Raw genomic sequence first — 22,479 nt, forward strand, 5'->3', positions numbered from 1 at the left:
GTGCGCGGTCGCCAAGATGGACACGGATATGTGGGTGCGCCCGTCGGCGGAGCCCACGTCAGCGAAGGAGAGGGCGACGTGTCCGCGGTAGACAGCTTTGGATCGAAAGACAACCTGAAGGTCGGCTCGACCGACTACGAGGTGTTCCGCATCGACCGGGTCCCCGGTCACGAGAAGCTCCCGTTCAGCCTCAAGGTGCTGCTCGAGAACCTGCTCCGCACGGAGGACGGCGCCAACATCACGGCCGACCACATCCGCGCCCTGGGCGAGTGGGTGCCGGAGTCGGAGCCCGACACCGAGATCCAGTTCACGCCCGCGCGCGTCGTGATGCAGGACTTCACCGGTGTGCCCTGCATCGTCGACCTCGCCACCATGCGCGAGGCCGTCGCGGCCCTCGGCGGCGACGCGAACAAGATCAACCCGCTCGCGCCGGCCGAGATGGTGATCGACCACTCGGTCATCGCGGACCTCTTCGGCACCGCGGACGCCCTCGAGCGCAACGTCGAGCTCGAGTACGAGCGCAACGGCGAGCGCTACCAGTTCCTGCGCTGGGGCCAGACCGCGTTCGACGACTTCAAGGTCGTCCCGCCCGGAACCGGCATCGTCCACCAGGTCAACATCGAGTACCTGGCCCGCGTCACCATGACCCGCGAGGTCGGCGGCGTGCTCCGCGCGTACCCCGACACCTGCGTCGGCACCGACTCGCACACCACCATGGTGAACGGGCTCGGCGTGCTCGGCTGGGGCGTCGGCGGCATCGAGGCCGAGGCGGCCATGCTCGGCCAGCCCGTGTCGATGCTCATCCCCAAGGTCGTCGGCTTCAAGCTGTCCGGCGCCATCCCGGCCGGCGTGACCGCGACCGACGTCGTCCTCACGATCACCGAGATGCTGCGCAAGCACGGCGTCGTCGGCAAGTTCGTCGAGTTCTACGGCGCCGGCGTCGCCCAGGTGCCGCTCGCGAACCGCGCGACCATCGGCAACATGAGCCCCGAGTTCGGCTCGACCGCCGCGATGTTCCCCATCGACGACGTGACCCTCGACTACCTGCGCCTCACCGGCCGCAGCGACGAGCAGATCGCCCTGGTCGAGCAGTACTCCAAGCTGCAGAAGCTCTGGCACGACCCCGCGGTCGAGCCGGTCTTCAGCGAGTACCTCGAGCTGGACCTCAGCACGGTCGTCCCCTCGATCGCCGGGCCGAAGCGCCCGCAGGACCGCATCGAGCTCACCTCGGCGAAGACGCAGTTCGAGTCGGACCTCAACAACTACGCCGACGTGACGCACGACATCGTCGACCTCACGCTGACCGAGTCGTTCCCCGCGTCCGACCCGGGCGAGCTCCAGCCGCAGGACGAGTACAGCGAGCACTCGCACACGCACCGCTCGCACGCTCCGAGCACCGTCTCCAAGCCGACCACGGTCGAGCTCGGCGAGGGCCACGAGAGCTTCACGATCGACCACGGCGCCGTCGCGATCGCGGCGATCACCTCGTGCACCAACACGTCGAACCCCTCGGTGATGCTCGCGGCCGGCCTGCTGGCCCGCAACGCGGCCCAGAAGGGCCTCAAGGCCAAGCCGTGGGTCAAGACCACGCTGGCTCCGGGCTCGAAGGTCGTCACCGACTACTACGAGAAGGCGGGGCTGACCGAGTCGCTCGAGGCCCTCGGCTTCTTCACCGTCGGCTACGGCTGCACGACCTGCATCGGCAACTCCGGCCCGCTGCTCGAGGAGATCTCGACCGCGGTGCAGGAGAACGACCTCGCCGTCACGGCCGTCCTCTCGGGCAACCGCAACTTCGAGGGCCGGATCAACCCGGACGTGAAGATGAACTACCTGGCGAGCCCGCCGCTCGTCATCGCCTACGCCCTCGCCGGCTCGATGAACTTCGACTTCGAGGTCGATGCCCTGGGCACCGACACCGAGGGCAACGACGTCTTCCTCAAGGACATCTGGCCCGACGCGGCCGAGGTCCAGGCGACGATCGACTCCTCGATCGACAAGTCGATGTTCGACACGCAGTACGCCGGCGTGTTCGACGGCGACGAGCGCTGGCGCTCGCTGCAGACCCCCGAAGGCTCGATCTTCGAGTGGGACGAGGACTCCACCTACGTGCGGAAGCCCCCCTACTTCGACGGCATGACGATGGAGACGACCCCGGTCACCGACATCGCCGACGCCCGCGTGCTCGCGAAGCTGGGCGACTCGGTCACCACCGACCACATCAGCCCCGCCGGCTCGATCAAGGCCGACAGCCCGGCCGGGCAGTACCTCGCCGAGCACCGCGTGGACCGCAAGGACTACAACTCCTACGGCTCCCGCCGCGGCAACCACGAGGTGATGATCCGCGGCACGTTCGCGAACATCCGCCTGCGCAACCAGCTGCTCGACAACGTCGAGGGCGGGTACACCCGCGACTTCACGCAGGAGGGCGGCCCGCAGTCGTTCATCTACGACGCCTCGCAGAACTACCAGGCGCAGGGCACCCCGCTGGTCATCCTCGGCGGCAAGGAGTACGGCTCGGGCTCGTCGCGCGACTGGGCGGCCAAGGGCACCAGCCTGCTGGGCGTCAAGGCCGTCATCGTCGAGAGCTTCGAGCGGATCCACCGCTCGAACCTGATCGGCATGGGCGTCGTCCCGCTGCAGTTCCCGCAGGGTGAGACCTGGGCCTCGCTCGGGCTCGACGGCACCGAGTCGATCAGCATCTCGGGCATCGAGGCGCTGAACGAGGGCGTGACGCCCAAGACGGTGCACGTCGTCGCGACGCCGACCTCCGACTCGCCCGAGGGCAAGCAGCCGATCGAGTTCGACGCGGTCGTCCGCATCGACACCCCCGGTGAGGCGGACTACTACCGCAACGGCGGGATCCTGCAGTACGTGCTGCGCTCGCTGGTCTGATCCCGAGCACGTGTGCGCGCCTCCCCGCAAGCAGGGGAGGCGCGCACCTGTTCCACCGGACCCCGTGCGTAGACTCGGGAGACGTCCACACCCCCCCCAGACATCCCCCGGAAGGCGGCGCGCATGGCTGTTCTCGAGACCATCGCCGGACCGCGCGACCTCGATCGCCTGACCCGGACGGAGCTCGAGACGCTCGCCGTCGAGATCCGCGACTTCCTGGTGCGCGAGGTGTCCAAGACCGGCGGCCACCTCGGCCCGAACCTCGGCGTCGTCGAGACGACCATCGCGATCCACCGCGTCTTCGACTCGCCGCACGACGCGATCATCTTCGACACCGGGCACCAGTCCTACGTCCACAAGCTGCTCACAGGCCGCCAGGACTTCTCCGGCCTGCGGCAGCGCGGCGGTCTCGCCGGCTACCCGCAGCGCTCCGAGTCGCCGCACGACATCGTCGAGAGCTCGCACGCGTCGAGCTCGCTGTCCTGGGCGGACGGCATCTCGCGCGCGTTCACGATGACCGGGCAGACGGACCGCCATGTGGTCGCGGTCGTCGGCGACGGCGCGCTCACCGGCGGGATGACCTGGGAGGCGCTGAACAACATCAGCGACGACAACTCCCGTGGGCTCGTCATCGTCGTCAACGACAACGGCCGCTCCTACGCCCCGACCATAGGCGGCATGGCGCGCTTCCTCAACGGCGTCCGCACCCGGCGCACCTACCGCACGCTGCACCGCGGCTCGCGCGCCGTCTCCGAGCGCCTGGGCGGCCCCGCGGCCGCTGTCTACCGCGGAGTGCGCGGCGGCCTGCACGGCTTCCTCAGCCGCTTCATCAACAACGAGGCGCTGTACTCCAACCTCGACATCAAGTACCTCGGCCCGATCGACGGACACGACCTCACCGCGATGGAGGAGGCGCTCCAGCAGGCCAAGGACTACGGCACGCCGGTGATCGTGCACGCGATCACCCAGAAGGGCAAGGGCTTCGAGCCCGCCGTCCAGGACCTCGCGGACCAGTTCCACGCGGTCGGCCAGATCGACCCGGAGACCGGCGAGCCGCTCAGCGCGAGCGGCGCCCGCTCCTGGACCTCGGTCTTCGCGGAGGAGATCGTCACCCTCGCCGACGAGGACCCGACGATCGTCGGCATCACCGCCGCGATGCTCCGTCCGGTGGGCCTCGACCGCCTGGCCGAGAAGTACCCGGACCGCGTCTTCGATGTCGGCATCGCGGAGCAGCACGCCGTGACCTCGGCCGCCGGTCTCGCCTTCGGCGGTCTGCACCCCGTCGTCGCGCTCTACGCGACCTTCGTCAACCGCGCCTTCGACCAGGTGCTGATGGATGTGGCGCTGCACCGCGCCGGCGTCACCTTCGTGCTCGACCGCGCCGGAGTCACGGGCCCCGACGGGCCGAGCCACCACGGCATGTGGGACCTGGCGATCCTCCAGGTCGTCCCGAACATCCGCCTCGCCGCGCCGCGCGACTCCGTGCGCCTGCGCGAGGAGCTGCGCGAGGCCGTCGGCGTGACCGACGCGCCGACCGTCGTGCGCTTCTCCAAGGGCAACGTCGGCGACGAGATCGACGCGCTCGAGCGCCTCGACGACGGCGTGGACGTGCTGCTGCGCTCGGAGCGCCGGGACGTGCTGATCGTCACCGTCGGACCGATGGCCGCGATGGGCCTCGACGTCGCCCGTCGCCTCGCCGCGCAGGGCATCGGCGCCACGGTCATCGACCCGCGCTGGGTCGTGCCGGTGCCGCGCAGCGTCATCGACCTCGCGGCCGAGCACCGCCTCGTGATCTCGATCGAGGACGGCGTCCGCGTCGGCGGCATCGGCACCCGGATCCGCCAGGACCTCCGCGAGGCCGGCGTCGACACTGCCGTCACCGAGCTGGGGCTGCCGGATCAGTTCCTCGACCACGCCAAGCGCGAGGAGATCCTCGAGGACGTCGGACTGACCCCGCAGCACATCGCCCGCGACGTCGTCGCCCAGGTGCTCGGCAGCAAGATCCCGGTCGCGCGCCCGCTGCCCGAAGAGGTCGCGGCGCACGACGACGCCCGCAAGGACTGAGCGCGCTCCACGCACGAGAGAGGGCGCCCACCGGATCGGTGGGCGCCCTCCTGCGTTCTCGCCGTTCCTGCGGCTACTGGACCCCGCGGACGGCCGGCTCGTGGAACGTGCCGCCGAAGGCGCGCTCGCTCGCGCCGACGCGGTCGAGGTAGGGCGTCAGACCGCCCATCTGGAACGGGTAGCCGGCGCCGAGGATGAGGCAGAGGTCGATGTCCTCCGCAGCGTGGACCACGTCGTCGTCGAGCATCCGCTTCACCTCGTCGGCGAGGCCGGTCTCGACGCGCAGGCGCAGCTCCTCCGCCGTCATCGGATCGGAGCCGCCCTTGACGATCGCGACGGCGCGCTTGTCCACGCCCTTCACCCGGCCCTTGGCGTCGCGCTCGAACACGTGGCCCAGCTCGGCCAGGCGGTGCAGGTTGGCACTGTCGTAGAAGCGGTCCGGGAACGCCGCGTGATGCGTGTCGAGGACGTGCGCGCCGACCTTGAGGCCGACCAGCTCGAGCAGCTCGAACGGCGTCATCGGCAGTCCGAACGGCTCGAGCGACGCCTCGACGACCTCGAAGGGCGTTCCGGTGTCGACGGCGTGCATCGCCTCGCCGAGGACCTTCGCCAGGACGCGGTTGACCACGAAACCCGGGGTGTCGCGGGTGATGACGGCGTTCTTCTTCAGCTTCGCCGCCGTCACCATGGCCGTCGAGAGCGTCTCGTCGTCGGTCTGCGGCGTGTTCACGACCTCGATCAGCGGCATCACGGCCACCGGGTTGAAGAAGTGGAAGCCGACCAGGCGCTCCGGGTGCTCGAGCCGCTCGCCGATCCGCTCGACCGAGAGCGACGAGGTGTTCGTCGCGAGGACGGCGGTCGGGGAGACGTAGCGCTCGATGTCGGCGAAGACCTCCTGCTTGACGGAGAGCTCCTCGAAGACGGCCTCGATCACCCAGTCGGCGTCCGCGAAGTCGGCGCGATCGGTCGTTCCGGTGACGAGACCGCGCAGGCGGTTGGCGTCGTCGGGGGAGAGGCGGCCCTTGGCGAGCAGGGTGTCGATCTCGCCGACGATGCTCGCGACGCCGCGGTCGACGCGCTCCTGGTCGAGGTCGGTGATGACCACCGGCACCTGGAGGCGGCGGACGAAGAGCAGCGCGAACTGGGTGGCCATCAGACCCGCGCCGATGACGCCCACCTTGGTGACCGGCTTGGCGAGGCTCTTGTCCGGGGCGCCCGCGGGGCGCTTCGCCCGTTTCTGCACGAGATCGAAGGCGTAGATGCTCGCGCGGAACTGGTCGCCGGACACGAGATCGGCCAGGGCCTCGTCCTCGGCGGCGAAGCCCTCCTCGCGGGTGCTGCTCCTGGCGGCCTTGAGCAGGTCGAGCGCGCGGTACGGCGAGGCGGCGACGGTGCCGATCTTCGACTCGAGCTGCTTGCGCGCGATGGCGATCGCGGCGTCCCACTTGACCAGCCGCTCGATCTTCCCGGGCACGTTCGGCCGCTTCACCTCGACGCTCCCGTCGAGGACGCCGTCGGCCCAGACCAGCGAGTTCTCGAGGAAGCTCGCGGAGGGGAAGATCGCGTCGGCGATGCCGAGGTCGAAGACGTCCTGGCCCTTGAGGGTCCGGTTGTTCTTCAGCGGGTTCTCGACGATCACCTTGAGGGCGTTCTCGATGCCGATCAGGTTCGGCAGCAGCCAGGCGCCGCCCCAGCCGGGGATGATGCCGAGGAAGACCTCGGGCAGCCCGAGCGCGGGGATCGAGGCGTCCACGGTGCGGTAGTCGGCGTTCAGGGCGATCTCGGTGCCGCCGCCGAGCGCGAGCCCGTTGATGAAGACGAACGAGGGGACGCCGAGCTCGGACAGCATGCCGAGCGTCGTGTGGCCCAGGCGCGCCAGCTGGCGGCCGATCTCGTGGCTCGGGATGCTGCCGACCTTGCTGAGGTCGGCGCCGGCGGCGAGGATGAACGGCTTGCCCGTCACTCCCACCGCCTGGATCTCGCCGGCCTTCGCGCGCGCCTGCTGGGCGAGCAGCACGTCGGCCAGCTCGAACAGTCCGGCGGGGCCGAAGGTGCTCGGCCGCGTGTGGTCGCGGTCGTTGTCGAGCGTGATCAGCGCCAGGACGCGGCCGCTGGGCAGCGGCACGTCGCGGACGTAGGAGTGGGTGACGACCTCGCCCTCGGCGAGATCGACCAGGTCCTCGAATCCTTCGAGCATGGGTCAGCGTCCCTTCCGTCGTGCGCGCTTGCCGTCGAAGTGCGGGTTCTCCCAGATGACCGAGCCGCCCTGGCCGAGACCGACGCACATCGCGGTCAGGCCGTAGCGGACCTCGGGGTGCGCCTCGAACTGCCGGGCCAGCTGGATCATCAGCCGGACGCCGGACGAGGCGAGCGGGTGGCCGATCGCGATCGCTCCGCCGTACTCGTTGACCCGCGGGTCGTCGTCGTCGATGCCGAAGTGGTCGAGGAAGGAGAGCACCTGCACGGCGAACGCCTCGTTGAGCTCGAAGAGGCCGATGTCCTCGATGCCGAGCCCGGCCTTCTTCAGCGCCTTCTCGGTCGAGGGGACCGGGCCGATGCCCATGATCTCGGGCTCGACGCCGGCGAAGGCGAAGCTGACCAGGCGCATCTTCTCGGGGAGGCCGAGCTCCTTCGCGGCGTCGGCGCTGGCGAGCAGCGAGACGGCGGCGCCGTCGTTGAGCCCGGAGGAGTTGCCCGCGGTGACGCGTCCGTGCGGGCGGAACGGGGTGCGCAGGGTGGCGAGGCCCTCGAGCGTGGTCTCGGGGCGCGGCGCCTCGTCGGCGGTGGCGAGGCCCCAGCCGGCGGCGCTGCGGGTGGCGACGGGGATGAGATCCGGCTGGACGTTCCCGTTGCGGTAGGCCTCGGCGAGCTTCTGCTGGCTGCGCAGGGCGTAGTGGTCGGAGCGGCTCTTGGTGAGCTGCGGGAAGCGGTCGTGGATCTTCTCCGCCGTCTTGCCCATGTTGAGGGCCTCCTCGCCGACCAGGCGCTCGGAGAGGAAGCGCGGGTTGGGATCGGCGTTGAAGCCCATCGGGTGGCGGCCCATGTGCTCGACACCGCCGGCGATCACGACGTCGTAGGCGCCGAAGGCGATGCCGCCGGCGGTCGTGGTGACCGAGGTCATCGCGCCCGCGCACATCCGGTCGATCGCGTAGCCGGGGACGGAGCGCGGCAGGCCCGCGAGGAGCGCGGCGGTGCGGCCGAGGGTCAGGCCCTGGTCACCCTGCTGGGTGGTCGCGGCGATGGCGACCTCGTCCACGCGCTCCTTCGGCAGGGCGGTGTTGCGCTCGAGCAGACCGATCATGGCCTTGACGACGAGGTCGTCGGCCCGGGTCTGCCAGTACATGCCCTTCTCACCGGCCCGTCCGAACGGAGTACGGACTCCGTCGACGAACACGACTTCGGATCTCTCGGCCACAGTGCCTCCTGAAAACGGGACGCCCTCTCGGAAACCGGACGTCCTTCCGATCGTAGGAAGGCGGCGTCGGGCACCGGAATCCTTTGCTTCTTCCTACGAAGCGGGTTCCGTGCCCTCGACCGGTGCTTGCCCGGCTTCCACAAAGGCGGTGGCGAGCGAGCCGGCGGTCGCGTCGATCTGCCAGGAGCGGGCTCCCGCGCGCTCCAGCTCGGCGGCGACGGAGTCCTTGTCGATCGGCTCCGGCGGGTTCCAGGCGAGGCGGCGGACCAGCTCGGGCGTGAGCAGATTCTCCACCGGCAGCGAGAGCAGCTCGGCGATCTCGCCGACGACGGCGCGGGCCGCCTTCAGGCGGGCGTCGGCGGCCGGGTTGCGGTCGCCCCACGCCCGCGGCGGCGGAAGGGTGTCGGCCGCGGGGCGCACCGGGCCGGGCAGGTCCTCGGTGCTCTGGCCGCGCTCGATCGCGGCCCACCAGCGCTCGACCTCGCCGCGGCTGGCGCGACCGGTGAAGTCGCGGCGGCCGGAGAGCTGGCCGAGGCTCGTCGGGACGTTGCGCGACACGGCGATGATCGAGGAGTCGGGGATCAGCCGGCCGGGTGCGATGTCGCGCTCGCGGGCGAAGGCGTTGCGGGCCAGCCAGAGCTCGCGGGCGATGGCGAGGGCGCGCGGGCCGCGCAGAGCGTGCATGCCGGAGAGGCGGCGCCACGGCTCGGCCGGGACCGGCTTGGGCTGCCGGGCCAGGGTCGCCTCGAACTCCTCGCGGGCGATCCGGGTCTTGCGGGCCTCGACCAGCATCTCGGCCATCCGGTCGCGCAGGTCGGGCAGCAGCTCGACGTCCTTCGCGGCGTAGACGAGCCAGCTCTGCGGCAGGGGGCGGGTCGACCAGTCGGCGGCCGAGTGCTCCTTGGCGAGGTGGATGCCGAGCAGGTCCTCGACGACGGCGCCGAGGCCGACCTTGGGCAGGCCGAGCAGGCGGGCGGCGAGCTCGGTGTCGAAGATGCGCACGGGATCGAGGCCGACCTCGCGCAGGCAGGCCAGGTCCTGGCTGGCGGCGTGCAGGATCCACTCCTCCTCGCCGATCACGGCCTGGAGGGCGTCCATCCGGCCGATCGCGGGCGGGTCGAAGAGGAACGCGCCGGCTCCGCGCCGGTAGACCTGGATCAGGTACGCGCGCTGCGAGTAGGTGAAGCCGGAGGCGCGCTCGGCGTCGACGGCGACGGGACCCTCGCCGGCGGCGAGGGCGTCGACCGCGGCGAGGAACTCGTCGGGGGTGGAGAGGACACGGTAATCAGTCACGGTTGTTCCGTCGGAAGGCGAGCGAGGTCACACCGTCGCCCGATACGGGCGGGAGGCCCGCGAGCATGCACAACAGCTCGCCCCAGCCTTCCACGTGGGGAGCGAGCTGCGCATCCTCGGGGCTCCAGGAGGCCCGGATCTCGATCTGCGCGCCGTCGCCCTGGGCGGCGAGCTCGCCGAAACCGGTCGAGAGGACCTTGGTCGCGGTGCCCGAGGCGGCGGTGTAGAACGCCCCGCGGACCTCGAGCGCGTCCATCAGCCAGGACCAGGCGACCTCGGCGAGGAAGGGGTCGGTGCCGATCTCGATCTCGAGCGGGGCCTGGGCGAAGCAGACGACGCGGAACGGCCCGCCCCACTGCTCGGGCTCCTCGGGGTCGTAGAGCAGGATGAAGCGGCCCGTGCCCAGCTCCGAGTCGCGGCCGTGGGCCCGCGGCGAGACGTCGCCGGAGAGGGCGACGGCGTACGGCGCGAGGCCGGCCGGCGAGGCGATCTCGGAGACGGTGAGCTCGGAGCGGGTCGTCGCCCGGCGCAGGGACTCGGCCGCAGCGCGGAACTCCTCCGGGAGCTGGGACGGCGCTGGGAATTCGGGCACGCTCGCAGACTAGAGTTCCCGCATGCTCGAAGCCCGCAGGCACGCCGCGGAGAGCGCGCACACCGGTGTCGTCCTCGCCGCGGTCCTCGCGGCCCCCGCCCTCGCGGCGCTGACGGCCCTCGGCGCCGCCGCACTGGGGACGGCCTTCCTCCGCGGTGTGGTCACTCCGCCCTCGCGTCGCGCGCAGGACGTCCGGGTGCTCGCCGTGCGGCCGGAGGTGCACGAGATCGAGCTGGCGGCCTCCGTGGACACCGCGGTCCGGGGCGGCTTCAGCCTCTGGTTCGACCAGGGGCGCGGGCACGCGCGGATCGGGCGGCTGCTCGCGACCGGGCGAGGACGGGTCGTCCGGGAGCTCGGGCAGGTCGACCGCGGAACGCTGCGTCCCGGCGCGCGGGGGCGGCTCAACGGCTGGCTGCTGCTCTCGCCGCGGGAGACCGGCCTGCCGTTCACGGCGGAGGAGGTGCCGACGCAGTTCGGCGCCGCTCCGGCCTGGCTCTTCCCGGCCGGGGGCGAGGGCGACGTCTGGGCGATCCACGTGCACGGCCGTGCGACGACGCGCGAGGAGACGCTGCGCGGGATGGCGGCGTTCCACCGCGCCGGGCTCACCTCGCTGGTCGTCTCCTACCGCAACGACGGCGATGCTCCGTCGAGCCCCGACCGTCGCTACGCGCTGGGGGAGACGGAGTGGCGCGACATCGATGCCGCCATCCGCTTCGCCGAGCGGCGCGGCGCCCGGCGGATCGTGCTCGTCGGCTGGTCGATGGGCGGGGCGATCGTGCTGCAGACCGCGCTCCGCTCGAGCCGCCGCGGCCTGATCGCGGGGCTCGTGCTCGACTCCCCGGTGATCGACTGGCGGGTGACCCTGCGGAAGCAGGCCCGGCTGAACCGGATCCCGGCGCCGATCGCCGCGCTCGCCCTCACGGCGATGCAGCGGCCGTGGTCGGCGGCCCTGACCGGGCAGAGCAGCCACGTCCCGCTGGCGGCGATGGACCTGGTCGAGCGCGCCGGCGAGCTGACCGTCCCGGTCCTGCTCCTGCACAGCGTCGACGACGACTTCGTGCCGAGCGGTCCGTCCGAGGCCCTCGCCGCGGCGCGACCGGACCTGGTCGAGCTCGTGCTCTTCCACGGGGCCGGGCACACCCGGCTCTGGAACGACGACCCCGCGCTCTGGGAGTCGTCGGTCGAGCGCTGGCTCGCCGAGCGGGCGCTCAGCCGGTCCGGGTCCAGCGCGCGTAAGTGAAGCCGGCGTCGTCGGCGGCGAGCGACGTCAGGGCGTAGGAGTCGTCGATGCGGGCGCCGGTCGACGCCACGGGGAGACCGGGGAGCACGACGCGGGGCGCGGTGGTCAGGCAGATCTCGTCGACGCGGCCGGAGGACAGGAATTGGCCCGACAGGGAGGCGCCGCCCTCGCAGACGACCCGCTCGAGGCCGAGGGCGCCGAGGGCCGCGAGGATCGCGTCGACCCTCATCCGCTCGCCGGTCGCGGGCACGGGGACGACCTCGACGCCGCGCGGGAGACCGCCCGGCGCCTCGCGCCCCTCCGGCAGGAGCAGCAGCACACGGGCGCCTTCCTGCACCTCGAGACGGTGGCCGGCCAGGTCGCCGGAGGCCGAGACGACGGCGAGCGGCGCGCGCTTCGGCACGCGGTAGCCCTCCGCGCGGACGCTGGCGGCGCCGACGAGGACGACGTCGGCCTGGGCGCGGATCACGCCGAGGATCGTCCGGTCGACGCGGTTGGTCAGCGTCTCGCTCGTGCCGTCCGAGCCGATGCTCGAGCCGTTGACGCTCGCGATCATGTTCAGCCGCACGCGGACCCCGGCGCCGGGGAGGTAGGCCGCCTCGATCGCCGCTCGCGCGCCGTCGTCACCGAGGCGGATCGCCGCACCGGCGGGGACGAGCGGCTGCAGGATCACGGTGCCGGGCTGATGCGCGGGGCTCAGGCCGCGAGGTGGGCGCGGATCTGGCGCTTGGTGCGGCCGAGCAGCGCGCTCATCCCGCGCAGCCGCAGCGGTGAGACCGCCTCGGACAGGCCGATGGTCTGCGGGAAGTCGTCGGGCACGGCGAGCACCTGCTCGGGCGTCAGGCCGTCGAGGCCCTGGGCGAGGATCGAGGCGAAGCCGCGGGTGGTCGGCGCCTCGCGCGGGGCGGTCGCGTGCAGGTGGATCACGTCGCCGTCGAACTCGACGACGATGAAGACGGGCGACTGGCACTCCTCGACCCGCTCGAACAGGTCGGGGTGGTCGCGGTAGCGCTCGGGCAGCTCGGGGAGATCGTTCGAGAACTCGAGGAGGAGCTGGAGGCGCTCCGGCTTCTCGAGGGCGAGGAACTCGTCGCGGATGTCGCGGAGCGCGGGGGAGAGCAGTTCGGTGGTCATCGGATCGATTCTCTCATCCGCTCGGACGGCGGGTCGCAGGGGAGAGGGCCCCGGCACGGATGTGCACGGGGCCCTCGGAGGTCGGTCGGCGCCGCACGGTCAGCGGGGCGCGGGGGCCTCGCCGGGCTCGGCGCCCTGGACGATGGGGACGCGGACGGCGCTGCCCCACTCGGTCCAGGAGCCGTCGTAGTTCTTGACGCCCTCGAAGCCGAGCAGGTGGGTGAGCACGAACCAGGTGTGCGAGGAGCGCTCGCCGATCCGGCAGTAGGCGATCACGGTGTCGCCGTCGGTGAGGCCCGCGCCGTCGCGGTAGATGCCGTTCAGCTCGTCGAGCGGGCGGAAGGTCCCGTCCTCGGCCGCGGCCTTGCCCCACGGCACGTTCTGCGCGCTGGGGATGTGGCCGGCGCGCAGGGCGCCCTCCTCCGGGTAGGCCGGCGCGGTGGTGCGGGCGCCGGAGAACTCCTCGGGGGAGCGGACGTCGATCAGCGGGTTGCCGAAGTGGGCGAGCACGTCCTCCTTGAAGGCGCGGATGTCGCCGTCGCGGCGCTCGACCGCCGGGTACTCGACCGCGGCGGGGCTCGAGGCGTCGGTGGTGATCGGCCGGCCGTCGGCGATCCACTTGTCGCGGCCGCCGTCGAGCAGTCGGACGTCCTCGTGGCCGAAGAGGGTGAAGACCCAGAGGGCGTAGGCGGCCCACCAGTTGTTCTTGTCGCCGTAGATGACGACGGTGCTGTCGCGGGCGATGCCCTTCGCGCCGACGAGGGCCGCGAACGCGTCGCCCTCGATGTAGTCGCGCTGCACCGGGTCGTTGAGGTCGGTGTGCCAGTCGATCTTGACCGAGCCGGGGATGTGGCCGGTCTCGTAGAGCAGGACGTCCTCGTCGGACTCGACGACCACGAGGCCCGGGGTGCCGAGACGCTGCTCGAGCCACTCGCCGCTCACGAGTCGTTCGGGGTGCGCGTAGGTGGCGAACTTCGGCGACGGATCGAGTTCAACGGGCAAGAGGGACCTCCAGGGTGGTGCGCGGGGCGCAGGCGTGGTTCTCGGATGGGCGGCGGTGCGGGCGGGCTACGCTGGGAGCCGCCCTTCAGCGACAGTACGCGCCCTCGTGCGCGGGTGCACGGACGGCCCCGTAAGAGTTCGACACAGTGCTGCCGGTGTTCCCCGCAGTGCTCGTCCGACACAGTGCTTCGATGCAGGATGCGAGACCGCGTGACCCCCGACGACGTCCGTTCGACGAGCAGCCTGACGGCGCGCTCCCCGCAGATCAGCGGCCACGAGATCGCCTCCACCCTGGTGCCGCCGCGGCAGTTCGAGGGCGCCACCTTCGAGAGCTACCGGCCCGACCCGGAGTACCCCTCCCAGGCGGAGGCCGTCGAGGCGCTGCGCGCGTTCGCGGCCGGCGGCGGCTCCAAGGGCGGGGGAGGCGGGTTCCTCGGCTTCGGCCGGAAGAAGGGGCCGGCCGTGAAGCCGGGCGTCTACCTCGACGGCGGCTTCGGCGTCGGCAAGACGCACCTGCTCGCGGCGATCTGGCACGCGGTGCCCGGCCGCACCTACTTCGGCACGTTCATCGAGTACACCGCGCTGGTCGGCGCCCTCGGCTACGCGGCGACGGTCTCGCTGCTCAAGGGCTCGGCGCTGCTCTGCATCGACGAGTTCGAGCTGGACGACCCGGGGGACACGATGCTGATGACCCGGCTGCTGGGCGAGCTGGTCGCCTCCGGCACCCGGATCGCGGCGACCTCGAACACGCCGCCGAACGCGCTGGGCGAGGGGCGCTTCGCCGCCGCGGACTTCCTCCGGGAGATCCACGCGATGGCCGAGCACTTCCGAACGATGCGGATCGACGGCACCGACTACCGCCGCCGCGACATCGAGGGCCACGCGGTCACCCGGTCGGACGCCGAGATCGACGAGCTCGTCTCGACGGCTCCGAGCGGCGCGGTCGTGACCGACGACTCCTTCCGGGCCGCGGTGGACCACCTGGGCTCGGTGCACCCGTCGCGCTACATCAAGGTGATCGACGGGGTCGACGCGATCGTGCTCCGCGACGTCGCCACCCTCACCGACCAGACGGACGCGCTGCGTCTCGTCGCCTTCATCGACCGCGTGTACGACGCGCAGATCCCGGTGCTCGCCTCCGGCGTCGCGCTCGACGAGGTCTTCGGCGGCGACATGCTCAGCGGCGGCTACCGCAAGAAGTACCTCCGCTCGATGTCGCGCCTGATCGCGCTGACGTCGATGCGCGCGTTCGCCTGACGCCGCGTCCGCGCGCGGCGTCCTCCCTCCGCGGCATCTCCTCGGCCGGCACGCGGGAGATCGTCGGCGCGCCGTAACGCACTGTTCACACGGGGGCACCGCTCGTAACATCCGCGAAACCTCGTGCCGCACGGGCCGTAACGTCGCGCCGCCAGACTGTCGGCTACCCGAGGTGACCCGACACCCCCGCGTCTTCCGAGACGCCGTGTCTTCGGGGTCGTGCAGCGACTGCCGGCCCGCATCGGGCTCCGCACTGCCCCTCCACTCACGACTCCTGCACGACTCTGCTTACTCACGAGAGGTTCAACAATGGATCAAGGCAATACCGCGTTCCTGCTCCTGGCGGCGGCGCTGGTCCTGCTCATGACCCCCGGGCTCGCGTTCTTCTACGGCGGCCTGGTCCGAGCGAAGAGCGTCATCAGCATGATGATGCTGAGCTTCGGCGCGATGGGCCTGATCGGCGTGCTGTGGGTGCTCTACGGCTACGCGATCACCTTCTCCAACGCCGGTGTGGGCGATTTCGTCGGCATCGACGGCGTCCTCGGCATCGACCTCAGCCAGCTCGGCCTCGCCGGTGCGTACGCCGAGGCCCAGGGCGACATCGAGACGGCGTTCCCGACCCTCGCCTTCGCCGCCTTCCAGGCGACCTTCGCCATCATCACCGTCGCCCTGATCTCGGGTGCGATCGCCGACCGCGCCAAGTTCGGCGCATGGATGGTCTTCGCCGGAGTCTGGGCGACCATCGTCTACTTCCCGGTCGCCTCCTGGGTCTTCAACTTCACCCTCGGTGACGAGGGCGTGGTCGACGGCGGCTGGATCGCCTACAACGTCGGCGCCATCGACTTCGCCGGTGGCACCGCGGTGCACATCAACGCGGGAGCCGCGGCCCTCGCCCTGGCGCTCGTCCTGGGCAAGCGCGTGAACTTCACCAAGGGCGCGCACCAGCCGCACAACCCGCCCTTCGTCCTCCTCGGCGCCGGCCTCCTCTGGTTCGGCTGGTTCGGCTTCAACGCCGGCTCCGAGCTCGCGGCCGACGGCTTCGCGGCGATCGCCTTCCTCAACACCATCGCGGCCCCGGCCGCGGCGATCCTGGGCTGGCTCGTCGTCGAGAAGATCAAGGACGGCAAGCCCACCTCGATCGGCGCCGCGTCGGGTGCCGTCGCCGGTCTCGTCGCGATCACCCCGGCCTGCGCGAGCCTCTCGCCGTTCTGGGCGATCGTGCTCGGCATCATCACCGGTGCCGTCTGCGCCCTGGCGATCGACCTCAAGTACAAGCTCGGCTACGACGACTCGCTCGACGTGGTCGGCGTGCACCTCGTCGGCGGTCTGATCGGAACGCTCTACATCGGCTTCTTCGGCACCGATGTCGGCCTCTTCCTCACCGGCGACGCCAGCCAGCTCGGCAAGCAGGCCCTCGCGGCCTTCACCGTCCTGATCTACTCCTTCGTCCTCACCTACGCGATCGGCTGGGTCATCCAGAAGACGATCGGGTTCCGCGTGAAGAACGAGGACGAGGTCGCGGGCATCGACACCGCCATCCACGGCGAGGCGGGCTACGTCCTCGCGGACTAGTTCCGACCCCTCGTCGCGCCCGTCGCGACACCCCGGTGGAGCCGGCTCTCAGGAGCCGGCTCCTTCCGTTTTCCGGGCTAGGGTCGTCGCGTGCCCTCCTCACGCTCGGTCGTGTCCCTGCTCCTCCGACTGCTCGGCCGCGCCAGTGCTCCGCGCGCCGACGCCGGCGCTCCCGCGCAGCGGCCGTACCTGAGCACCACGGCGCCGACACCGGGAGCGAACGGCATCGGCAAGACCGCCGAGGTCGATCCCACCCGGCTGCGCGGCGTTCACCTCGGCTACGCGCCGACCCCGGACGGCGATCCCGACCCGGGCGAGGTCGTCTGGACCTGGGTGCCCTACGAGGAGGACGACGGCCGCGGCAAGGACCGGCCCGTGCTCGTCCTCGCGGTCGAGAAGGCCGGCACGGCGCTGGCGATCCGCCTGAGCTCCAAGGAGCACGACGGCTACCTCGCGGTCGGCGCGGGGCCGTGGGATCCGGAGGGGCGACCGAGCTTCGCGGACCCGGAGCGGGTCTTCCGCGTGCACCCCGCAGGGATGCGGCGCGAGGGCGCGGCGCTCGAGCGCGCGCGGTTCGACGCCGTCGCCCGGGTGGTCTCCGCGCGGTACGGCTGGCGCTGAGTCAGCGGTTCCCGCCGACGCATCCCGCCTAGGCGGTCGGCGCGATCCGCAGGAGGTCCGGGTGCTTGGCCGTGCGGCCGTCGCCGGAGGACGTGCCCGTGAGGCGCCGGCGCAGCCACGGCGCGACGTGGGTGCGGTAGTACTGCGCCGAGCCGCCGCTCGAGGTGGCGGGCCGTTCGGGTGCCTCCTCGGCGGCGGGCGGGACCGGGAGGCCCAGAGCGCCGAGCACGCGGGCGCTGACCCGGTGGTGGCCGCGCGGGCCGAGGTGCAGGCGGTCCTCCGCCCAGAGCGTCGGGTCGGCGAAGGCCGGATCGGTCCAGTTGTCGGCCACGATGATGTCCCCGCGCTCACGGGTGCGGCGCAGCACGGCCGAGGTGAGGGCGTCGCCGCGGCGCTTGATCAGCCGGCCGAGCGGGAGGCGCGCGGACGGGTCCGGGGCGGAGAGGGCGATCAGGGTCACGCCCTCCGCGTCGCAGCGGGCGAGGACCTCGAGGTAGCGGTCCGCGATGCGCTCGATGTCGGCGCGCGGACGCAGCATGTCGTTGCCGCCGCCGTTGAAGGACAGGTGGGTCGGGCGCAGGGCGAGGGCGGGCTCGAGCTGCTCGTCGACGATCGGGTCGATGAGGCGGCCGCGGATCGCGAGGTTGGCGTACTCGATCGGCTCGCCGAGCGCGTCGGCCCAGCCCTGCGCGGTGAGGTCGGCCCAGCCGCGGGCGGTGCCGCCGGGGAGCTCGTCGCCCACGCCCTCCGTGAAGGAGTCGCCGATCGAGACGAAGCGGACGGCGGTCATCGGCGCGGCGATCGGCGCGGGGATCGGGTGCGGGGCATCGTCGCACTGTAGCCCGGGAAAGCGTGTACCGTCGGCGGCATGGACCAGGACTCGCCGACCTCCGTCGAACTGCCGGACGGGGTCGGGCGCCTCGTGCTGACCGATCCGGACACGCCGCCGCGGGACTCGCCGCGGCCGTATCTGCATCCGCTGCGGACGCCCGCGGGTCGCGTCGTCAGCGACGTGCGGCCCGCGGACCACGACTGGCACCTCGGGCTGTCGCTCGCCGTGTCGAACATCACGATCGGCGACGACGAGCTCGACACCAATCTCTGGGGCGGGCCGACCTGGCTGACCGGGACGGGCTACCGGCAGGTGGACAACAACGGCTCGCAGCGGCCGGAGGGCGCGGATCCGGGCGACCTCGCGCTGGGGTGGTTCGACGCGCGCGGGCGGCGGTTCCTCGACGAGCGGCGGCGACTGAGCGTCCGCCGGCTCGGGGACGTGACGGTGCTGCGGATCGGGAGCCGCTGGCGCGCGCTCGGGGAGCGGCTCGTCTTCGGCTCGCCGACCACGGCCGGGCGACCGGACGCGGGGTACGGCGGGCTGTTCCTGCGGCTGGATCCGTCGTTCGACGGTAGTGCCGTGAGCGGGCCGGACGGCGCCGTCGGGGAGCCGATGGGGGTCGCGTCGCGCTGGCTGGCGCTGGCGGACGGGAGGGCGACGGTCGCGCTGCGGGCGGACGAGGGCGATCCGGTGGATCCGTCGACGTGGTTCGTCCGGACGAGCGGGACGCCGATGCTGTGCGCGGCGCCGTTCTTCGGCGCGACGTGGACGCTGGAGGCCGGCGCCGAGGCGAGCTGGAGCTGGCAGCTGCTGCTCGCGGACCGGGTGCTGACGGTCGAGGAGATCGAGGCGAGCTGGGGGCGGGGCGCTTGAGGGCTGGTAGCGGGGGTCTCGATACGCCGCTTCGCGGCTGCTCGACCAGCATGAGGGGCCGCTGGGCGGCTGCTCGACCAGCATGAGCTGAGGGGACGGTGCCCCGGGAGGCGAGGAGAGGGACATGGAGCGGACCGGGAGGCTGGTGCTGCACGGCGCGCGGAAGGTGGACGCGGAGGGGACGGTCGCGGACTTCTGGCTGCTCGCGGTCGACGGCGTCGTCGCCGAGGTCGGCACCGGGCGCGGCTGGGAGCGGGTGGCCGAGGGAGCGCGGGTGCAGGACGCGGACGGGCTGACCGCGACTCCCGGGTTCGTCGATCTGCACGTGCACGGCGGGGGCGGGCGCAGCTTCGACGAGGGGGCGGACGGGATGCGGGCGGGGCTCGCACTGCACCGGGCTCTCGGGACGACGCGCTCGCTGGTGAGCCTGGTCTCGGCGCCGCTGGCCGGGCTGGAGGCGTCGCTGGACGCAGTCGCGTCGCTGGCGGCGGAGGATCCGCTCGTCCTCGGCGCGCACCTGGAGGGGCCGTTCCTCGCGCCGTCGCGCTGCGGGGCGCACGACCCGGAGGCGCTGATCGCGCCGACACCGGACGCGGTCGAGCGGCTGCTCGATGCCGCGCGCGGGGGACTCCGGCAGATCACGATCGCGCCCGAGCTGCCGGGAGCCCTCGCCGCGATCGAGCGGCTGAGCGAGGCGGGGGTCGTCGTCGCCGTCGGGCACACCGAGGCGGACGCGGCGACGACGCGCGCGGCCATCGAGCGCGGCGCACGGCTGGTCACCCACGCCTTCAACGCGATGCCGGGCATCGGGCACCGGGCGCCGGGACCGATCCCGGTGGCGCTGGCCGACGAGCGGGTGGTGCTGGAGCTGATCCTGGACGGCGAGCACGTGGACGCGGACGTGGCGCGGCTCGCGTTCGCGTCGGCGCCCGGACGGATCGCGCTCGTCACCGATGCGATGGCGGCGGCGGGAGCGGGGGACGGCGCGCACCGGATCGGCCGGCTGCGGGTGGACGTGCGGGGCGGGGTCGCGCGCCTCGAGGGCACCGCGACGCTCGCCGGCTCGACGCTCACGCTCGACGCCGCGCTCCGCCGTGCCGTCGAGGCGGTCGGCCTGGGGCTCGAGGCCGCGGTCGGCGCCGTCACCGCGACTCCCGCGCGCGTGCTGGGCGCCGGGGACCGGCTGGGGTCGCTGGCGGTCGGCCGGGCGGCCGACGTGGTGCTGCTGGACGACGCGCTGCAGGTGCGGGCCGTGTGGGCCGCGGGCGAGCCGGTCCCGACGGCCTAGACCCTCCGGAGCACGAGCCGCAGCGGCGCGCCGCTCCGCAGATCCACCGAGAGCGTCCGCGGGTCGACCCGGAGCACTCCGGCCGTCGCCTCCTCCGGCTCGACGTCGACCGGCAGCCGCACGAGCACGCGCTCGCCCAGCCGGGCCGCCGCGGCCTCGGCGGGACTGCGGAGCACGCAGTCCACGGTGTCGGGCGTCCAGGCGAGCGACTCCACCCGGAGCGCGCCGCGCAGGTGCAGACCGGCGATCCGCCCCGCCGCCCAGCGCGCGGGAAGGGCGGGCAGCAGGTGCAGCGTCGTCCCGTCCGAGTGCGCGAGCATCCGCGCCACGAGGGCGGGCAGCCCGCCTGCGGCGTCGACGTTGACGATCGCGTCGGCGTCGTGGGTCGGCATCATGTTCGGGCGCCAGTGCAGGCGGGCGAGCCAGTCGACGCACTGCAGCGCCGCGTCCGCGTCGCCGAGGGTCGCGGCGGCGAGCCCGGCCTGCACGAGACCGAACGCCATCTCCATCCGGCCGGGCGGGGCGGTCGGCTCCTCGGCGCGCCAGCGCAGCCGGGCGCGGACCGCCTCGAGCGCCGCGGCGCCGACAGCGGGATCGGCGGCGGCGGGGTCGCCCTCGTACCACCACGGGTAGAGGTGCGAGGCGTGCCGGTGCTCCGGTCGGTCGGTGAGCACCGGATCCTGCCACTCGGCGAGCTGCCCGTCGGGGCCGGCGCGGTAGCCGGGCAGCCGCGAGGCGAACGACTCCCACTCGTCGGCGGTGGTGGAACCGCCGGGCGCGACCCGCCGCTCGATGCGCGCGGCGAGCAGCAGGGCGTCGCGGATCATCGCGACCTCCGAGGTGGCGTCGCGCGTGATCGGCGTCTCCTGGTCGCCGGGGTGGTTCTCGGGGGAGTAGCCGGGCGAGACGTGCGCCGTCCCGTCCTCGTCGAGCACCAGGGCGTGCCGGTAGCAGGCGACGACCTCGCGGGCGAAGGGGCGGGCCCACTCGCGGAGGAACTCCTCGTCGCCGGTGCTGGACCAGTGGTCCCAGGCGAGGCGGAGGATCCAGCCGCCGCCGCCGAGCCAGTACTGCAGCGGGTACTCGGCCGTGAAGTGGTTGGCGCGGCCGTGCCCGGAGATCCGGGTGGGCAGCAGGAAGCCGGGCGCGCCGAGGATCCGCTCGGCGTTGAGGCGGTAGTCGTCCTCGAACTCCGCGACGGCGGTGAAGAAGGAGCGCAGCAGCTCGGGGGTGCCGGTCGTGCCGAGCGAGGCGACGCCGCCGTTCTGCACATTGCCGTTGAGCGTGTAGTCGGAGGACCAGGCCGGCGCCCAGGAGCCCGCCCAGACGCCCTGCAGGCTGGCGGGCAGCTCGCCGGTCGCGGCGACGATCGCGTGCCGGCCGGCGGCGAAGGCGCGCTCGACGAGCTCGTCCGCGGCGGCGGGATCGGCGCGCACCTCCTCGATGCTGCGCGGGGTCGCGGCGGCGAGCGAGAACGAGCAGGCGCCGACGAGCCGCTCGTGCGAGGTGCTCGCGGCGGCGTAGCGGGCGAGCACCGGCGGGGCGACGGGGGCGGGCGCGGTCGAGGTGACCGAGACGCGCAGCTCCAGCGCGAGCTCGTGCGCGCCGGAGACGCGCCAGGCGGGCCAGGGCGCATCGCGCTCCCGCTCGACGGACTCCTGGCCCCGCAGCAGGCGCGCGACGACGAGGGCGGAGCGGAAGCCGGTGGGGCGCGGGTGGCGCGGCACGGTCTCGAGAGCGAGGGTCTCGCCGCCGTCGACGGCGCGGACCAGGGCGTGCTCGCGGTGGTCGCGCGGGGCGTCGGGGCCGAGGTCGGGCGTGGTCGGCTCGTCGGCGGGGGCGAGCCGGAGGAGGCCGGAGAAGGGCGAGTCGGCGCGCACCGTGACGAGGAGCCGGTCGGCGCCGCGGTCCGCTCGGACGCTGACGGAGAGGCCGGTCGGGAGCGTCAGAGCCGCGGTGCCTGTCGTGTAGTCGACGGAGCGCCCGCGGGCGCCGCCCGAGGACCCGGTGGTCAGCTCGAGTCGCAGCACCCCCGCGGGCACCAGCGGGTCGGCGTCGAGCAGCGAGCCGTCGTGCCCCTCCTCGGCCCAGGCGCGGGTGTGCCACTCCTCGATCCGGGCCGCATCGGCGGCGCTCACCGGGGCCTGCGCGAGCAGCGCCCGGATCGCGGGCAGCAGCGGCGCGAGCAGCGGCGGCCCGACCAGCGGGTCGACCGGCAGCCGCAGCCGCTCGTGCGAGAGCGAGACGACCGCGCCGCCGTCGCCGTCGAGGCCCTCATAGAGCGCCGCGCCGGTCGTCCCGGTGCCGACCATCAGCCCGGTCTCCCAGCCGGTGGCGGCGGTGCTGCCGTGGAAGCCTCCGGAGCCGTCGACGGTACTCATCGGGGTGCTCATCGGCGAGC

At 72.8% G+C, this 22,479-nt stretch carries 17 protein-coding genes; 8 read left to right on the top strand and 9 right to left on the bottom strand.

Annotated elements, in window-relative coordinates; translation table 11 throughout:
- Positions 1 to 78: 78 nt before the first annotated feature.
- The gene (acnA, locus tag GTU73_RS10280; RefSeq protein ID WP_160089165.1) at positions 79 to 2,892 is read left to right on the top strand and encodes an aconitate hydratase AcnA; all 2,814 of its coding nucleotides are present in this window, start codon (positions 79 to 81) and stop codon (positions 2,890 to 2,892) included.
- 123 nt (positions 2,893 to 3,015) lie between these two features.
- Entirely contained in the window at positions 3,016 to 4,956 is a 1,941-nt protein-coding gene (dxs, locus tag GTU73_RS10285; RefSeq protein ID WP_160089167.1) for a 1-deoxy-D-xylulose-5-phosphate synthase, read from the top strand.
- Positions 4,957 to 5,029: 73 nt separating this feature from the next.
- On the opposite strand, the gene GTU73_RS10290 is transcribed toward dxs, so the two are convergent.
- The 4 genes from GTU73_RS10290 to GTU73_RS10305 form a co-directional block, all read right to left on the bottom strand.
- On the bottom strand, positions 5,030 to 7,153 hold the full coding sequence (locus tag GTU73_RS10290) for a 3-hydroxyacyl-CoA dehydrogenase NAD-binding domain-containing protein (RefSeq protein ID WP_160089169.1): 2,124 nt from the start codon (positions 7,151 to 7,153) through the stop codon (positions 5,030 to 5,032).
- Positions 7,154 to 7,156: 3 nt separating this feature from the next.
- Positions 7,157 to 8,371 (bottom strand): thiolase family protein, encoded by a 1,215-nt coding sequence (locus GTU73_RS10295; protein WP_160089171.1) that lies wholly within the window; start codon positions 8,369 to 8,371, stop codon positions 7,157 to 7,159.
- Positions 8,372 to 8,464: 93 nt separating this feature from the next.
- Complete coding sequence (locus GTU73_RS10300) at positions 8,465 to 9,664, bottom strand: ribonuclease D (RefSeq protein WP_160089173.1); 1,200 nt, start codon at positions 9,662 to 9,664, stop codon at positions 8,465 to 8,467.
- Complete coding sequence (locus tag GTU73_RS10305) at positions 9,657 to 10,256, bottom strand: DUF3000 domain-containing protein (protein ID WP_160089175.1); 600 nt, start codon at positions 10,254 to 10,256, stop codon at positions 9,657 to 9,659. The genes GTU73_RS10300 and GTU73_RS10305 overlap by 8 nt, the downstream gene beginning before the upstream one ends.
- A gap of 22 nt (positions 10,257 to 10,278) precedes the next feature.
- On the opposite strand from GTU73_RS10305, the gene GTU73_RS10310 reads away from it, so the two are divergent.
- Entirely contained in the window at positions 10,279 to 11,496 is a 1,218-nt protein-coding gene (locus tag GTU73_RS10310) for an alpha/beta fold hydrolase (protein WP_160089177.1), read from the top strand.
- Here the strand turns inward: GTU73_RS10310 and GTU73_RS10315 are convergent.
- The 3 genes from GTU73_RS10315 to GTU73_RS10325 form a co-directional block, all read right to left on the bottom strand.
- Positions 11,465 to 12,169, bottom strand: coding sequence for a dihydrofolate reductase family protein (locus GTU73_RS10315; protein WP_244231593.1), 705 nt, complete (start codon positions 12,167 to 12,169; stop codon positions 11,465 to 11,467). The genes GTU73_RS10310 and GTU73_RS10315 overlap by 32 nt on opposite strands.
- 23 nt (positions 12,170 to 12,192) lie before the next feature.
- Positions 12,193 to 12,630 carry a SufE family protein gene (locus tag GTU73_RS10320; protein WP_160089179.1) on the bottom strand — a complete coding sequence of 146 codons (438 nt, stop codon included), beginning with the start codon at positions 12,628 to 12,630 and terminating at the stop codon, positions 12,193 to 12,195.
- 99 nt (positions 12,631 to 12,729) lie between these two features.
- A complete protein-coding gene (locus GTU73_RS10325; RefSeq protein ID WP_160089181.1) occupies positions 12,730 to 13,632 on the bottom strand; it encodes a sulfurtransferase in 903 nt (300 codons plus the stop codon).
- 210 nt (positions 13,633 to 13,842) lie between these two features.
- Here GTU73_RS10325 and zapE point away from each other — a divergent pair, with 210 nt between their 5' ends.
- The 3 genes from zapE to GTU73_RS10340 all read left to right on the top strand — a co-directional run bounded on the left by zapE (position 13,843) and on the right by GTU73_RS10340 (position 17,082).
- Entirely contained in the window at positions 13,843 to 14,889 is a 1,047-nt protein-coding gene (zapE, locus tag GTU73_RS10330) for a cell division protein ZapE (RefSeq protein ID WP_244231594.1), read from the top strand.
- Between the two features lie 309 nt (positions 14,890 to 15,198).
- Positions 15,199 to 16,461: an ammonium transporter gene (locus GTU73_RS10335; RefSeq protein ID WP_160089185.1), complete on the top strand. Its 1,263-nt coding sequence runs from the start codon at positions 15,199 to 15,201 to the stop codon at positions 16,459 to 16,461.
- A 90-nt stretch (positions 16,462 to 16,551) separates the two neighbouring features.
- A complete protein-coding gene (locus tag GTU73_RS10340; RefSeq protein ID WP_244231595.1) occupies positions 16,552 to 17,082 on the top strand; it encodes a type II toxin-antitoxin system PemK/MazF family toxin in 531 nt (176 codons plus the stop codon).
- A 28-nt stretch (positions 17,083 to 17,110) separates the two neighbouring features.
- On the opposite strand, the gene GTU73_RS10345 is transcribed toward GTU73_RS10340, so the two are convergent.
- The gene (locus GTU73_RS10345) at positions 17,111 to 17,872 is read right to left on the bottom strand and encodes an SGNH/GDSL hydrolase family protein (RefSeq protein WP_160089187.1); all 762 of its coding nucleotides are present in this window, start codon (positions 17,870 to 17,872) and stop codon (positions 17,111 to 17,113) included.
- A 78-nt stretch (positions 17,873 to 17,950) separates the two neighbouring features.
- On the opposite strand from GTU73_RS10345, the gene GTU73_RS10350 reads away from it, so the two are divergent.
- Positions 17,951 to 18,790 (top strand): DUF6807 family protein, encoded by an 840-nt coding sequence (locus tag GTU73_RS10350; protein ID WP_160089189.1) that lies wholly within the window; start codon positions 17,951 to 17,953, stop codon positions 18,788 to 18,790.
- A gap of 124 nt (positions 18,791 to 18,914) precedes the next feature.
- Positions 18,915 to 20,078: an N-acetylglucosamine-6-phosphate deacetylase gene (locus tag GTU73_RS10355; protein ID WP_160089191.1), complete on the top strand. Its 1,164-nt coding sequence runs from the start codon at positions 18,915 to 18,917 to the stop codon at positions 20,076 to 20,078.
- Here the strand turns inward: GTU73_RS10355 and GTU73_RS10360 are convergent.
- Positions 20,075 to 22,459, bottom strand: coding sequence for a glycoside hydrolase family 95-like protein (locus tag GTU73_RS10360; protein ID WP_160089193.1), 2,385 nt, complete (start codon positions 22,457 to 22,459; stop codon positions 20,075 to 20,077). The genes GTU73_RS10355 and GTU73_RS10360 overlap by 4 nt on opposite strands.
- Positions 22,460 to 22,479 lie beyond the last annotated feature (20 nt).

Source organism: Rathayibacter sp. VKM Ac-2804, assembly GCF_009866655.1.
Taxonomy (GTDB): domain Bacteria; phylum Actinomycetota; class Actinomycetes; order Actinomycetales; family Microbacteriaceae; genus Rathayibacter.

What these genes read in the sequence shown, in the direction of transcription:
- GTU73_RS10355 (WP_160089191.1), top strand. Translation starts at nt 18,915, where the DNA reads ATGGAGCGGACCGGGAGGCTGGTGCTGCACGGCGCGCGGAAGGTGGAC.
- GTU73_RS10350 (WP_160089189.1), top strand. Translation starts at nt 17,951, where the DNA reads ATGGACCAGGACTCGCCGACCTCCGTCGAACTGCCGGACGGGGTCGGG.
- GTU73_RS10290 (WP_160089169.1), bottom strand. Translation starts at nt 7,153, where the DNA reads ATGCTCGAAGGATTCGAGGACCTGGTCGATCTCGCCGAGGGCGAGGTC.
- GTU73_RS10320 (WP_160089179.1), bottom strand. Translation starts at nt 12,630, where the DNA reads ATGACCACCGAACTGCTCTCCCCCGCGCTCCGCGACATCCGCGACGAG.
- dxs (WP_160089167.1), top strand. Translation starts at nt 3,016, where the DNA reads ATGGCTGTTCTCGAGACCATCGCCGGACCGCGCGACCTCGATCGCCTG.
- GTU73_RS10360 (WP_160089193.1), bottom strand. Translation starts at nt 22,459, where the DNA reads ATGAGTACCGTCGACGGCTCCGGAGGCTTCCACGGCAGCACCGCCGCC.
- GTU73_RS10335 (WP_160089185.1), top strand. Translation starts at nt 15,199, where the DNA reads ATGGATCAAGGCAATACCGCGTTCCTGCTCCTGGCGGCGGCGCTGGTC.
- GTU73_RS10345 (WP_160089187.1), bottom strand. Translation starts at nt 17,872, where the DNA reads ATGACCGCCGTCCGCTTCGTCTCGATCGGCGACTCCTTCACGGAGGGC.
- GTU73_RS10310 (WP_160089177.1), top strand. Translation starts at nt 10,279, where the DNA reads ATGCTCGAAGCCCGCAGGCACGCCGCGGAGAGCGCGCACACCGGTGTC.